The following is a 13,772-nucleotide window of genomic DNA, read 5'->3' as shown; positions in this document are numbered from 1 at the left end:
AGAATAAGAATAATTCATCGGGAGGTTACTCGTGTCGACAGTCAAATTGACGGTGAACGGCAAGGCGGTCTCGGCTGAGGTCGAGGATCGCACCCTGCTCGTGCACCTGTTGCGGGATCATCTGAATCTCACCGGCACCCATGTCGGCTGTGACACCAGCCAATGCGGCGCCTGCGTCGTCCATATCGACGGCCGGGCCGTGAAGTCCTGCACCGTGCTGGCCGGCCAGGCCGCCGGCGCCAACGTCACCACCATCGAAGGCATCGCCAGGGGCGACGAGCTGCACCCGATGCAGGCCGCCTTCCGCGATAATCATGGCCTGCAATGCGGCTATTGCACCCCGGGCATGATCATGTCGGCCATCGATATTGTGCACCGCCACGGAGGCGAGCTCGACGAGGCCACGGTACGTGAGGAGCTGGAAGGCAACATCTGCCGCTGCACCGGCTATCACAACATCGTCAAGGCCGTGCTCGACGCCGCGGGCCGGATGAAGGTCGCCCAGGCCGCCGAATAAAGGCTGCCGTCGGACTTCGACGTCTTTCGAAAAATACCGAGACCACGACCGCTGCGCGCGATGGCCCGCGGCGGGACAACAAACTCCGGTAGGGGAGAGATTCGCATGGGTATGGAAGGCATTGGCGCAAGCGTCGTCCGCAAGGAGGACAAGCGTTTCATCACCGGCAAGGGCCGGTATGTCGACGACATCAAGCTTCTGGGCATGACCTATGCCCATTTCATCCGCAGCCCCCACGCCCACGCCAAGGTCAAGAGCATCGACTCCTCGGCCGCCGAGGCGATGCCGGGCGTGGTCGCGGTGCTGACCGGCAAGCAGATCGTCGACGACAAGGTCGGCAATCTGATCTGCGGCTGGGCCATCACCTCCAAGGACGGCTCACCGATGAAGATGGGCGCATGGCCGGCGATGGCGCCGGAGACCGTGCGCTTTGTCGGACAGGCGGTCGCGGTCGTGATCGCCGACAGCAAGAACCTGGCGCGTGACGCGGCCGAGGCCGTCGTCGTCGAATACGAGGAGCTGCCGGCGGTCGCCGACATGCCCTCCGCGCTGAAGCCCGGCGCGCCACAGCTGCATCCGGAAGCCCCCGGCAACGTCGTCTATGACTGGCATATCGGCGACGAGGCCGCGGTCGGTGCCGCCTTCTCCAAGGCCGCTCATGTGGTCAGCCTGGAGCTCACCAACAACCGGCTGGCGCCGAACGCGATGGAGCCGCGCGCGGCGATCGCCGATTACGATGCCGCCGAGGAGCATTTCACGCTCTACACGACCTCGCAGAACCCGCACGTCGCCCGCCTGGTGCTGTCGGCGTTCTACAACATCGCGCCCGAGCACAAGCTGCGCGTGATCGCGCCCGACGTCGGCGGCGGTTTCGGCTCCAAGATCTTCATCTATCCGGAAGAGATGGTGGCGCTGTGGGCCTCCAAGAAGGTCGGCCGTCCTGTGAAGTGGACCGGCGACCGCACCGAGGCGTTCCTGACCGACGCGCACGGCCGCGACCACATCTCCAAGGCCGAGATGGCGTTCGACGCCGACCACAAGATGCTCGGCCTGCGGGTCAAGACCCACGCCAATTTCGGCGCCTACATGTCGCTGTTCTCGTCGTCGGTGCCGACCTATCTGTACGCGACCCTGCTGTCGGGCCAGTACAACATCCCGGCGATCTATGCCGAGGTGATGGGCGTCTACACCAACACCACGCCGGTCGATGCCTATCGCGGCGCGGGCCGTCCTGAAGCCAGCTATCTTCTGGAGCGTCTGGTCGAAACCGCGGCGCGGCAGTTCAAGATGGATCCGGCCGAGCTGCGGCGGAAGAACTTCATCACCCAGTTCCCGCACCAGACCCCGGTGATCATGGCCTACGACACCGGCGACTTCAACGCCTCGCTCGACGCGGCGATGAAGGCGATCGACTATGCCGGCTTCCCGGCCCGCAAGGAAGCTGCCAAGGCGCAGGGCAAGCTGCGCGGCATCGGCCTGTCCTGCTACATCGAGGCCTGCGGCATTGCGCCGTCGAAGGCGGTCGGCAGCTTAGGGGCCGGCGTCGGCCTGTGGGAATCGGCGGAGATCCGCGTCAACCCGGTCGGCACCATCGAGGTGCTCACCGGCTCGCACAGCCACGGCCAGGGCCACGAGACCACCTTCTGCCAGCTGATCGCCGACCGCCTGGGCGTGCCGATCAGCCAGGTATCGATCGTCCATGGCGACACCGACAAGGTGCAGTTCGGGATGGGCACTTACGGCTCGCGCTCGGCGGCCGTCGGTCTCACCGCGATCCTGAAGGCGATGGAGAAGGTCGAGGCCAAGGCCAAGAAGATCGCGGCGCACGCGCTCGAGGCTTCCGAGGGCGACATCGTCATCGAGAACGGCGAGTTCAAGGTGACCGGCACCGACAAGTCCATCGCATTGCCGATGGTCGCGCTGGCGGCCTACACCGCGCACAACCTGCCTGACGGGATGGAGCCCGGATTGAAGGAGAGCGCCTTCTACGATCCGACCAACTTCACCTTCCCGGCCGGCACCTACATCTGCGAGCTCGAGGTCGATCAGGCCACCGGCAAGACGTCGTTCGTCAACTTCGTGGCGGCGGACGATTTCGGCCGGCTGATCAACCCGATGATCGTCGAGGGCCAGGTCCATGGCGGCCTCGTCCAGGGCATCGGCCAGGCGCTGCTGGAGCACGCCGTCTATGACGGCAACGGCCAGCCGGTCACCGCGTCGTTCATGGACTACGCGATGCCCAGGGCCGACGACGTGCCGTCGTTCAAGCTCAGCCACACCACGACGCTTTGCCCGGGCAATCCGCTCGGCGTGAAGGGCTGCGGCGAGGCCGGTGCGATCGGCGCATCTGCAGCCGTGATCAATGCGATCACCGATGCGATCGGCAACAACAAGCTGGAAATGCCGGCGACCCCGGACCGCGTCTGGCACGCGATCCACGGCAACGCCTGATCGAACGGGAGGAGCAACCATGTACGAGACGACCTATCATCGCGCCTCCTCGGTCGACGAGGCAGCAGCATTGTTCTCCAAGGGCAGCGAGGCCAAGTTCCTGGCTGGCGGTCACACCCTGATCCCGGTCATGAAGCAGCGCCTTGCCTCGCCGTCCGATGTCATCGACATCGGCAAGATCAAGGACCTGATCGGCGTGCAGCTCTCGGGCGACACGCTCGTCATCAAGGCGGCGACGACCTATTACGACATCATGACCAATGCCGATGTGAAGAAGGCGATCCCCGCGATCGCCCATCTCACCTCGGTGCTCGGCGATCCCGCCGTGCGCTCGCGCGGCACCATCGGCGGCTCGATCGCCAACAACGATCCGGCGGCGGACTTCCCGGCGGCGCTGATTTCGCTCGGCGCGACCGTGAAGACCAACAAGCGGTCGATCTCGGCGGATGATTTCTTCAAGGGCCTGTTCACCACGGCGCTCGAGGATGGCGAGATCATCACCGAGGTGGCGTTCCCGGTGCCCGAGAAGGCGGGTTACGCCAAGATGCGCCACCCGGCGTCGCGCTTCGCGCTGACCGGCGTGTTCGTCACCAAGACCAAGGCGGGCGATGTCCGCGTCGCGGCGACGGGCGCCTCGCAGAGCGGCGTGATGCGGGTCCCGGCGATCGAGGCGGCGCTGAAGGCGAACTGGTCGGCCTCGGCGCTCGACGGTGTCAGCGTGTCGGCAAGTGGCCTGCTGAGCGACATCCACGGCTCGGCCGATTACCGCGCCAATCTTGTGAAGGTCATGGCGCAGCGCGCGGTGCAGGCCGCAGGCTAAGTTCGCGACGCGGATCATTCCGCGAAACGGCACAACAAATTCCACGGCGCGCAGCGATGCGCGCCGTTTTGCTTTGCGGCATACGGCGCGCTTGCGTTGGCCTGATGCACGCGGGACAATTGCGGATCAGGAAACGCAAGCGACAAGACGCGCGAAGCCAAGGACACAACGACGTGCTCGACAAGACCGCCCCCGATAGCCAGACCCGCGCCACCGGCCCGCTCGCAGGATTTCGCATCGTCGAATTCGCCGGGATCGGGCCGGGGCCGTTCGCCTGCATGCTGCTGGCCGACATGGGCGCGGAAGTGGTGACGCTGGATCGTGTCGGCGCGCGCAAGACCATGAAGTCCGTAGCCGGCCGAGGCCGCAAGGTGATCGAGCTCGACCTCAAGGACAAGGCTATCATTGCCGAAGTGCTCGACCTGCTCGCCGGCGCCGACGCGCTGATCGAAGGCTTCCGTCCCGGCGTGATGGAACGGCTCGGGCTCGGCCCCGACGTCGTGCTGGCGCGCAATCCGAAGCTGGTCTATGGCCGCATGACCGGCTGGGGCCAGGAAGGACCGCTGGCGCAGGCCGCGGGCCACGACATCAACTACATTTCGATCACCGGCGCGCTCGCCGCGATCGGCCCGAAGGAGCGGCCGGTGCCGCCGCTCAACCTGGTCGGCGATTTCGGCGGCGGCGCGCTGTATCTCGTGGTCGGCGTGCTCGCGGCGTTGTTGGAAGCCTCGAAGTCCGGCAAGGGCCAGGTGGTGGACACGGCGATGTGCGACGGCGCCGCCTCACTGCTGGCGATGTTCTTCGACCTCACCGCGATGGGCCGCTGGACCGAAGGACGCGAGCGCAACTTCCTCGACGGCGGCGCGCATTTCTACGGCGTCTACGAATGCGCCTGCGGCAACTTCATCTCGATCGGCTCGATCGAGCCGCAGTTCTACGCGCTGCTGCGCCAGCACGCCGACCTCTCCGATCCGGCCTTCGAGGCCCAGATGGACCCGCGCGCCTGGCCGGCGCTGAAGGAGAAGCTGGTCGCGGTGTTCAAGAGCAAGACCCGCGAAGAGTGGTGCACGATCATGGAAGGCACCGACATCTGCTTCGCGCCGGTGCTCACCATGTCGGAAGCGCCGAAGCACGCCCACATGGCCGCCCGCGGCGTGTTCGTCGAGCGCCACGGCATCACGCAGCCGGCGCCAGCGCCGCGTTTCTCGCGGACGCCGTCGAATATCAGGGAGCCGGAGGCCGCGGAGATCGGCGCGCTGGTGAATGCGTGGAAGGCAGGACGGTAGGCTTTCGATCAAACCGCCCTACTCCGCCGCCTCCACCTTCAGCACGCCGCGGCGGATCTGGTCTTCCTCGATGGATTCGAACAGCGCCTTGAAGTTGCCTTCGCCGAAGCCGTCGTCGCCCTTGCGCTGGATGAACTCGAAGAAGATCGGGCCGATGGCATTGGCCGAGAAGATCTGCAGCAGCACCTTGGTCTGGCCGCCGTCGACGACGCCCTCGCCGTCGATCAGGATGCCGTTGCGCTTCAGCCGGGCGATATCCTCGCCGTGCTGCGGCAGCCTGGAATCGATCCGCTCGAAATAGGTCTCGGGCGGCGACGGCATGAATGGCAGGCCGGCGCTGCGCAGGCCCTCGACGGTCGCGTAGATGTCGCGCGCGCCGCAGGCGATGTGCTGAATGCCCTCGCCGCGATAGGTCTTCAGATATTCCTCGATCTGGCCGGCATCGCCGGCGTCTTCGTTGATCGGAATCCGGATCTTGCCGTCGGGGCTGGTCAGCGCGCGCGAGAACAGGCCGGAGGCGCGGCCCTCGATGTCGAAGAAGCGGATCTGGCGGAAATTGAACAGCTTCTCATAGAACCCCGCCCACACGTTCATGCGACCGCGATGCACGTTGTGGGTCAGGTGATCGATGTAGTAGAGGCCGGAGCCCGCGGGCCGCGGATCGCGGGCGCCGATCCAGTCGAATTCGAGATCATAGGCCGAACCCTTGGCGCCGTAGCGATCGACCAGATACAACAGGCTGCCACCGATGCCCTTGAGCGCGGGTACGTCGAGCGTCTTCTGCTCCGGCGGCAGATCGGCCGGCTCGGCACCGAGCGCGATCGCCCGGGCATAGGCCTTCCTGGCATCGACGACTCGGAACGCCATCGACGGCGCGCAGGGGCCGTGCGCGGCGACGAAGTCGTGGCCGTGGCTGCCGGGCTCCTCGTTGACGAGATAGTTGATGTCGCCCTGGCGATACAGCGTGATCGCCTTGGTCTTGTGGCGGGCGACCGCGGCAAACCCCATCAGCTTGAACAGCGCGTGCAGCTCGCCGGCGTCGGGATGCGCATACTCGACGAACTCGAAGCCGTCGGTGCCCATCGGGTTGTCGGCGGAGATGGTGGCAGGCGGCGCATCGTGCGGAAACGGACCCATGGGAAGCTCCTTGGCTGATTGAGGCTATGATCTCCCCAAATGGGCGCATGGAGCATGCAAACCATTGTCATTTTCGCCGGGATATGCACGATCCGTGCACAATCCTGGAGAATAACGCATGATCTCTGTCGACAGCTTCGATCTCCGCATCTTGGCGGCCCTCCAGGACGACGGGCGGCTGACCAACCAGGAGCTGGCCGATCTCGCCGGCCTCTCCGCCTCGCAATGCTCGCGGCGCCGCATGCGGCTGGAGGAGGACGGCGTCATCGCCGGCTACCGCGCCCAGCTCGCCAGCCAGGCGCTCGGCTTCGAGCTGATCGCCTTCATCCAGATCACCTTGGCGACGCATTCGCCCGACAACGCGCAGAGGTTTCGCGCGCTGGTCAACCGCGTCGACGATATCCAGGAAGCCTATGCGCTGACGGGCGACTCCGACTATCTGCTCAAGGTGGTGCTGCGCGACCTCAAGAGCCTGTCCGACATCGTCAACAACGTGCTGATGCCGCATCAGAGTGTCGCCCATGTGCGGTCCTCGATCGTGCTCGACCGGCTCAAGGAGAGCGCCAAGCTGCCGCTGGCGTCGCTGTCGCCGGGCTGACCGACGTGGCGCGAAAGGAGGGAATTGCGCCGTTCCCCCTCGCCGAGGCTTCTGCAACAATCACCGTGCTCCCAGACCTGCGAGATGATCATGGCACTGCAGCTTCGGCCGAACTGCGAGTATTGCGACAAGGACCTGCCGCCGTCCGCATCGGATGCGCGGATCTGCTCGTACGAATGCACCTTCTGCGCCGACTGCGTGGAGACGAAGCTGTTCAACGTCTGCCCGAACTGCGGCGGCGGCTTCGCGCCGCGGCCGATCCGGCCGGCGCAGGAGTGGCGGCCTGGGGTCTGCACAGTGAAACAAGTGCCCTCGGATAAGCGCGTGCATCTGAAATATGCGGCCGAGGAGGTCTCGAGGTTCGTGGCGGGCGTGAAAAGCATCGCACCGCAGGACCGCTGAGATCTCTCCTCGTCATTCCGGGGCGGGTGACTACCCGGCTGCAACGATGGTGCCCTCCACCTCGCCGAAGCCGATGCGATAGCCGTTGCCTTGGCACCAGCCGCGGATCACCAGCGAATCGCCATCCTCCAGGAACGAGCGCTTCACGCCGCCGGCAAGCTCCACCGGCTCGGTGCCGTTCCAGCTGATCTCGAGCAGACTGCCGCGCTGATGCGTCTCGGGACCGGAGATGGTGCCGCTGCCCAGCAGATCGCCGACGCTCATGGCGCAGCCGCTCGAGGCGTGGTGCATCAGCTGCTGCACGCTCGACCAGTACATGTATTTGAAGTTGGTCTGCGAGATCGTCTGTGCGGCCGCGCCCGCGCTTAGCGAGACCTCGAGCGCGAGGTCGTAGTTCTGCGCGGCCTTCTGCTGCAGGTAGGGCAGCGGTGTCGGATCCTGCACCGGGCCGGCCACGCGGAACGGCTCCAGCGCGTCTCGCGTCACGACCCACGGGCTGATCGAGGTCACGAACGCCTTCGACTGGAACGGGCCGAGCGGGACGTATTCCCATTGCTGGATGTCGCGCGCGCTCCAATCGTTGAGCAGCACGAAGCCGAAGATCATCGCTTCCGCCTGCGTCTCCGTCAGCATCTCGCCGAGCGGCGAGGACTGGCCGATGACGACGCCCATCTCCAGCTCGAAGTCGAGCCGCTTGCACGGGCCGAAGCTCGGCACGTCGGCGCTGGGCGGCTTCAGTTGACCGCGGGGACGGCGCACTTTGGTGCCCGACACGGCCACCGTCGAGGCGCGGCCGTTGTAGCCGATCGGCATGTGCAGCCAGTTCGGCTGCAGCGCATTGTCCTTGCCGCGGAACATCACGCCGACATTGGTGGCATGCTCCTTCGACGAGTAGAAGTCGGTATAGCCGGCGACGTGGAACGGCAGGTGCAGCGTGACATTCTTCCGCGGCAGCAGCGCCCGGCTGCGCAGCGGCTTGTCGTCGCGCAGCCGCGGATTGTCGTCGCGCAACACCGCGCTGATCGCGGCGCGGGTCTTCGACCACACGGCAGGGCCGAGCGCCATGAAGGCGTTCAGCGAGGGCTGTGCGAACACCTCGTAGGCTGGGGAGAGATCGAGCAGGCCTTCGTCTTCGAGCACGGCGAGGTCGAGCACGTAGTCGCCGATGGCGACGCCGACGCGGGGCTTCGGGGAGTCGGCGGCGGAGAACACGCCGTAAGGCAGGTTCTGGATGGGGAAGTCGGAGGCCGGATCGACCGGAATGAAGGAGCGGAGTGAGGGGTCGTTGGGGTGGGTCAAAATGCTTCTCCAAACCGGGTCGTCATGCCCGGGCTTGACCCGGGCATCCATCTAGCCGGCGGGACGATAGACGTGGATGGCCGGGTCAAGCCCGGCCATGACGGCGTTGACATAGTTCGCGCTAAGGCCTGTTCGGATCGAACCGCTTCTCCAGTCCGTTCCAGCAATCGGCATAGTCAGGCTGCAAGGTGCCGGACTCCGCTGCGTGCCTGGTGATCCGCTGCGGGAAGCGGGTCTCGAACATGAACGCCATGGTGCCCGTGAGCTTCACCGGCTTCAGCTCACCATTGCTGGCGTGATCGAACGCCTCGCGATCGGGGCCATGCGGCAGCATGCAGTTGTGCAGCGACATGCCGCCGGGCACGAAGCCTTGCGGCTTGGCGTCATAGATCCCGTAGATCAGGCCCATGAACTCCGACATGATGTTCATGTGATACCAGGGCGGGCGGAAGGTGTTGTCGGCCACCATCCAGCGCTCGGGGAAGATCACGAAGTCGATGTTGGCGGTGCCGGCGGTTTCCGACGGCGATGTCAGCACCGTGAAGATCGACGGATCGGGATGATCGAAGCCGATGGCGCCGACCGGCGAGAAGGTGCGCAGGTCGTATTTGTAGGGCGCGTAGTTGCCGTGCCAGGCGACGACGTCGATCGGCGAGTGCTTGAGCTCGGTCTTGAACAGCGCGCCGCCCCACTTCACGTAGAGCTCGGTCGGCGTGTCCTTGTCCTCGTAGGACGCCACCGGCGTCAGGAAGTCGCGGGCGTTGGCCAGGCAGTTGGCGCCGATCGGGCCGCGCTCCGGCAAGGTGAACGCACCGCCGTAATTCTCGCAGAGATAGCCGCGCGCCGGCCCCGCAGGGATCTCGACCCGGAACTTGACGCCGCGGGGAATCACGACGATCTCGCCGGGCTCCGCATCGATGCGGCCGAACTCGGTGACGAACAGCAGGCGGCCCTGCTGCAGCACGAACATCAGCTCGCCGTCGGCATCGTAGAAGTGCTGGTCGACCATCGACTTGGTGATGACATAGACATGCGTCGCCATGCCCGCCTGCGTGGCAGCGTCGCCGGCGGTCGTCATGGTCTGCACGCCCTGCAGGAACGTCACCTCGCCCGAGGGCATCGGCGTCGGATCCCAGCGCAGCTGCTGCACCGTGATCTCCTGCTCGTGGCACGGCGCCGTGCGCCACAGCCCGGCATCGACCTTCGTGAAGCGGCCGGAATGCTTCACCGAGGGGCGGATGCGATACAGCCAGGAGCGCTCGTTGGAGCCACGCGGCGCGGTGAACGGTGAACCGGAGAGCTGCTCGGCGTAGAGGCCGTAGGCGCAGCGCTGCGGCGAGTTGCGGCCGATGGGCAGTGCGCCGGGGAGCGCTTCGGTCTCGAACGAATTGCCGAAGCCGGACATGTAGCCGGGCGTGACCTGCCCGGTCGCGCGGCTGAGCTGGTCAGGCGATGTGTTGACGTTCATCATCCTTCTCCTTGCAGGCGGGCCCACATCTCGCGGTCGCGCTCGGCGGTCCAGATCACGGGATCGTCGATGCCGCTGGCCTCGTCATAGGCGCGCGACACGTTGAACGGCAGGCAGTGCTCGTAGATCGCGAAGCTTGAGAATTTGGGGTCCATGACCTCGCGCGTCGCCGCCATCGACTCCTTGAGGCTGCGCCCCTTGGCGACCGACATCTCGGCAGCGCCATACAACGAGCTGACGAAATCGCGGGTCATCGCGATCGCCTCGCGCACCGTCGCCTCGCCCTTCAGCGCGTCGCCGCGGCCGGGCGCGATCGCCTTCGGATTGAAGTCGCGGATCTCGTTCAGGGTCGACGGCCATTCGCGCAAATAGGCATCGCCGCAATAGCAGGCCGAGTGGTACTCGATGAGGTCGCCGGAGAACATCACCTCGGCATCCGGCACCCAGGCGACGATGTCGCCGGAGGTGTGGCCGGCGCCGAGCTGAATCAGCTGCACCTCGCGCTTGCCGAGATGGATCGTCATCTCGCCCTCGAAAGTGAGCGTCGGCCAGGTCAGGCCGGGAATGCTCTCGGCGTCCTGGAACAGCCGCGGGAAGCGGCCATACTCGGAATCCCAGTCCTGCTGCCCGCGCTCGACGATCAGCCGATGCGTCTCCTGCGAGGCGACGATGCCTTGCGCATGATAGGCCGAGGCGCCGAGCACGCGCACGGCGTGATAATGCGACAGCACGACATATTTGATCGGCTTGTCGGTCACGGTCTTGACCCGCTCGATCACCTTGCCCGCCATCGCCGGCGTCGCCTGCGCATCGAACACGATGCAGCCGTCGTCGCCGACGATCACCGCCGAGTTCGGATCGCCCTCCGCGGTGAAGGCGTAGAGATCGGGGCCGATCTCGGAGAAGGTGACCTTCTTCTCGGCCATATCAGTGGTGGATGCGAAACCTTTCGCCATCAATTCATTCCCCGTGTCGGCAGCTATTGCTGCTGTTGTTGCTGTTGCTGGCTCGTATCGATCATGCGCCGCTTGGCGAGCGTGATCGCCTCGCGCAACACGGTGATGTCGCCGATGTGATTGGCGAGGATCAGGACCAGCGCCGCGTCGAGATCGGCGCTGTCCTTCTCCGAGAGGCCGCGATGCGCCTCGACGATGGCGCGAAAGGCGTCATCGGGCTTGGCGAAGTTGGATGCGGTCGAGAGGGCCATCGTCAGCTTCCTCAATTCAGCCCGGCCGCGCGCGCCATGGCGGCCGCAATTGCGTGACGTGTCGGATGCCGGAAGCGGGCGGCGACGTAACCATCAGGACGAAGCAGATAGGATGTGCCCGGCTCCGCGCCATAGCGTTTGCCGGCAAAGCCTTCTGCATCCGCAAAACCGTCGCCGCCGATCCTGATCACGCCGATATCGTCGGGCGCGTCGATCGCCTCGCCATTGGCGAACGACAGCAGGGTGAAGCGCCGGCCCTGGGTGTTGAACGCATCGGTGAGGTGAAGGTGCCGTCCCTCGGCTGTCGCGAGCGGCGCATCCAGCATCGAGGTGCCCGGACACGGTCCGCTCGCCCACGCCTCGGCATCGACCGTCGACAGCGGCGTCTCATACACCGAGGGCACCGACAGCCGGCCGCCATTGACCATGCGCTTGCCGAACTCGGTCTCCTTGGCAAGCGACAGAACCGCCTTGCGCAGCCGCGCCTCCTGGGCGCTGACCGGCGCCATGAAGTCGGTGGCTCTCGTCGATTCGCGGATGTTCTCGTCAGCCGCCGCGCTACGTTCGATGTGATAGGTTTCGAGCAGATCCGACGGCGAGGTGCCGCGCAGCACGCGATCGAGCTTCCACGCCAGGTTCTCCGCGTCCTCGAGTCCCGAATTGGCGCCGCGCGCGCCGAACGGCGACACCTGGTGCGCGGAATCGCCGGCGAAGATCACGCGGCCATGGATGAAGCGCTCCATGCGGCGGCACTGGAACTTGTACAGCGAGATCCACTCGAACTCGAACTTGTCGTGGCCGAGCATGCGCGCGATGCGCGGCCGCACGTTCTCCGGCTTCTTCTCGACCTGGGGATCGCAGTCCGGCGTCAGCTGCAGGTCGATGCGCCAGACGTCGTCGGGCTGGCGATGCAGCAGCGCCGAGCGTCCCGCATGGAACGGCGGATCGAACCAGAACCAGCGCTCGGTCGGAAACTCCGCGGTCATCTTGACGTCGGCGATCAGGAACTGATCCTCGAACACTTTTCCGGAGAAGCCGGCGCCGACCATCTGGCGCAGCGACGAGCGCGCGCCATCGCAGGCGATCACATACTGCGCCGACAGGCGATAGGGTCCCTCCGGCGTCTCGATCGTCAGCACCGCGCGGTCGTTGCGCTGCTCCAGCGCCGTCACCTTGTTGCGCCAGCGCAGCGAAATGCTCGGCAGCTCGTTGACGCGGTCGACCAGATAGGCCTCGGCATAGAACTGCTGCAGGTTGATGAAGGCCGGCCGCTTGTGGCCCGGCTCCGGCAGCAGGTTGAACTGATAGAGCTCGGATGGTCCGTGGAAGATGCGGCCGACGTTCCACACCACGCCCTTCTCGACCATGCGGTCGCCGACGCCCAGGCGATCCCAATAATCCAGCGAACGCTTGGAGAAGCAGATCGCGCGCGAGCCCTCGCCGATGCGGTCGGCGTCGTCGAGCACGACGACGGCATGGCCGCGCTGCGCGAGATCGATCGCGAACGACAGCCCGACCGGACCCGCGCCGACGACCACGACCGGATGTTCGGCCGATGCGGCATGATCCTGATCGCGGTGGCGATGATAGCCGAACTGAACTTTTGCTTGGCTCGTGCCCTGCCCCGGATTGGCTTGCACCATGGCGCGTCTACCCTGCTCGTTGCGTCGCTTGGGTTGATCGTTCGATCTTTGACATTTCCTCGGGCGGGACCAACGGGCCATCTTGCCAGATAGTCTCACTTGCAACTATTCTACACCGGACGACCTCGTGGGCGTCAACTCAAAAATCGGAGCGCGAGCGTGGCGAACCCTTCACCTGCGGAGTCCCGGCGTCCGGCGAAGGGGGCCAATGGCGGTCAGAATGCCGCAGCGCCGCAGGAGGCCGAGCGGCTCGATTTGTTCAAGTTCGCGCCGTTCAGGCTCAACCGTCTGGCTGCCGAGGTCAGCGCCGCGCTCGCCAGCGAGTATCGCGAGCGCTATCGCCTCGACATTCCGGAATGGCGCGTGCTCGCGACGCTCGGCTTCCGCCGCGAGGCCTGCAGCGCGCAATATGTCGCGGCGTGCACCCGCACGCACAAATCGACCATCAGCCGCGCGGTGACGTCGCTCCTGGAGCGGCGGCTGATCGAACGCGTCGAGAATGCCGACGACCGCCGCGAATTCCGGCTGCGGCTGACGCGGAAGGGAAAGACGCTGTATGAGGAGCTGATCCCCCGGCTGCAGCAGCGCGAGCGCGAGATCATGGGCTGCCTGTCGGCGGAGGAGCGCAAGCTGTTCGACCGCCTGATCGGCAAGATCGAGACGAGTTTGGATCTGATCCAGACGAGCGAAGAGGCGGACGCGAAGCAGGCGTATTAGTTGCGCAGGCGTAGGATGGGCAAAGCGGCGCCGGAGGCGATGCGTGCTCACCGTTCCTCGCCGAACGACGGCGGTGGGCACGGCGCGCGACAGCGCGGGCCGCAACGAACACCTCCCAGGCGCCTTTGCCCACCCTACGGCCGAATGCTAGGATCTGCGCGCTGCTAAATGCAGCGCCCTCTCCCCTTGCGGGAGAGGGCATCGCCGGCCCATCCCCGCCTGCGGTT

Annotated in this window: 13 protein-coding genes; 7 read left to right on the top strand and 6 right to left on the bottom strand. The window is 65.8% G+C overall.

All coding sequences use genetic code 11. From position 1 onward, the window contains the following. The first annotated feature begins 31 nt into the window (after positions 1 to 31). The 4 genes from NLR35_RS26495 (at position 32) to NLR35_RS26480 (ending at position 5,074) form a co-directional block, all read left to right on the top strand. Positions 32 to 517 (top strand): (2Fe-2S)-binding protein, encoded by a 486-nt coding sequence (locus NLR35_RS26495; protein WP_172132422.1) that lies wholly within the window; start codon positions 32 to 34, stop codon positions 515 to 517. Positions 518 to 622: 105 nt separating this feature from the next. Then, a complete protein-coding gene (locus NLR35_RS26490) occupies positions 623 to 2,968 on the top strand; it encodes a xanthine dehydrogenase family protein molybdopterin-binding subunit (RefSeq protein WP_257169479.1) in 2,346 nt (781 codons plus the stop codon). Positions 2,969 to 2,987: 19 nt separating this feature from the next. Next, positions 2,988 to 3,788, top strand: coding sequence for a xanthine dehydrogenase family protein subunit M (locus NLR35_RS26485; protein ID WP_257169478.1), 801 nt, complete (start codon positions 2,988 to 2,990; stop codon positions 3,786 to 3,788). A 173-nt stretch (positions 3,789 to 3,961) separates the two neighbouring features. Next, positions 3,962 to 5,074: a CaiB/BaiF CoA-transferase family protein gene (locus tag NLR35_RS26480; protein WP_257169477.1), complete on the top strand. Its 1,113-nt coding sequence runs from the start codon at positions 3,962 to 3,964 to the stop codon at positions 5,072 to 5,074. An 18-nt stretch (positions 5,075 to 5,092) separates the two neighbouring features. Here the strand turns inward: NLR35_RS26480 and hppD are convergent, their stop codons facing one another. Next, a complete protein-coding gene (hppD, locus tag NLR35_RS26475) occupies positions 5,093 to 6,211 on the bottom strand; it encodes a 4-hydroxyphenylpyruvate dioxygenase (RefSeq protein ID WP_257169476.1) in 1,119 nt (372 codons plus the stop codon). Positions 6,212 to 6,329: 118 nt separating this feature from the next. On the opposite strand from hppD, the gene NLR35_RS26470 reads away from it, so the two are divergent. Together NLR35_RS26470 and NLR35_RS26465 are read left to right on the top strand one after the other, a co-directional pair. Continuing rightward, a complete protein-coding gene (locus tag NLR35_RS26470) occupies positions 6,330 to 6,809 on the top strand; it encodes an Lrp/AsnC family transcriptional regulator (protein ID WP_257169475.1) in 480 nt (159 codons plus the stop codon). A 90-nt stretch (positions 6,810 to 6,899) separates the two neighbouring features. Then, complete coding sequence (locus NLR35_RS26465; RefSeq protein ID WP_257169474.1) at positions 6,900 to 7,211, top strand: DUF1272 domain-containing protein; 312 nt, start codon at positions 6,900 to 6,902, stop codon at positions 7,209 to 7,211. Positions 7,212 to 7,241: 30 nt separating this feature from the next. Here NLR35_RS26465 and fahA read toward each other — a convergent pair whose 3' ends face one another. The 5 genes from fahA to NLR35_RS26440 form a co-directional block, all read right to left on the bottom strand. After that, positions 7,242 to 8,510, bottom strand: coding sequence for a fumarylacetoacetase (gene fahA, locus NLR35_RS26460; protein ID WP_257169473.1), 1,269 nt, complete (start codon positions 8,508 to 8,510; stop codon positions 7,242 to 7,244). 121 nt (positions 8,511 to 8,631) lie between these two features. Next, positions 8,632 to 9,978, bottom strand: coding sequence for a homogentisate 1,2-dioxygenase (gene hmgA / locus NLR35_RS26455; RefSeq protein ID WP_257169472.1), 1,347 nt, complete (start codon positions 9,976 to 9,978; stop codon positions 8,632 to 8,634). Continuing rightward, on the bottom strand, positions 9,978 to 10,934 hold the full coding sequence (locus tag NLR35_RS26450) for an MBL fold metallo-hydrolase (RefSeq protein WP_257169471.1): 957 nt from the start codon (positions 10,932 to 10,934) through the stop codon (positions 9,978 to 9,980). Before NLR35_RS26450 ends, hmgA begins: the two co-directional genes overlap by 1 nt. Positions 10,935 to 10,957: 23 nt before the next feature. Further along, positions 10,958 to 11,185, bottom strand: a complete 228-nt coding sequence (locus tag NLR35_RS26445; RefSeq protein WP_035639586.1) for a DUF2783 domain-containing protein — start codon at positions 11,183 to 11,185, stop codon at positions 10,958 to 10,960. Between the two features lie 11 nt (positions 11,186 to 11,196). Continuing rightward, complete coding sequence (locus tag NLR35_RS26440; protein WP_257169470.1) at positions 11,197 to 12,828, bottom strand: FAD-dependent oxidoreductase; 1,632 nt, start codon at positions 12,826 to 12,828, stop codon at positions 11,197 to 11,199. 159 nt (positions 12,829 to 12,987) lie between these two features. Between NLR35_RS26440 and NLR35_RS26435 the strand changes: the two genes are divergently transcribed. Beyond that, positions 12,988 to 13,545, top strand: coding sequence for a MarR family transcriptional regulator (locus tag NLR35_RS26435; RefSeq protein WP_257169469.1), 558 nt, complete (start codon positions 12,988 to 12,990; stop codon positions 13,543 to 13,545). Positions 13,546 to 13,772 lie beyond the last annotated feature (227 nt).

It is taken from the genome of Bradyrhizobium sp. SRS-191 (assembly GCF_024586915.1).
Lineage (GTDB): Bacteria > Pseudomonadota > Alphaproteobacteria > Rhizobiales > Xanthobacteraceae > Bradyrhizobium.
This window is presented reverse-complemented; position numbering and strand designations above follow the sequence as displayed.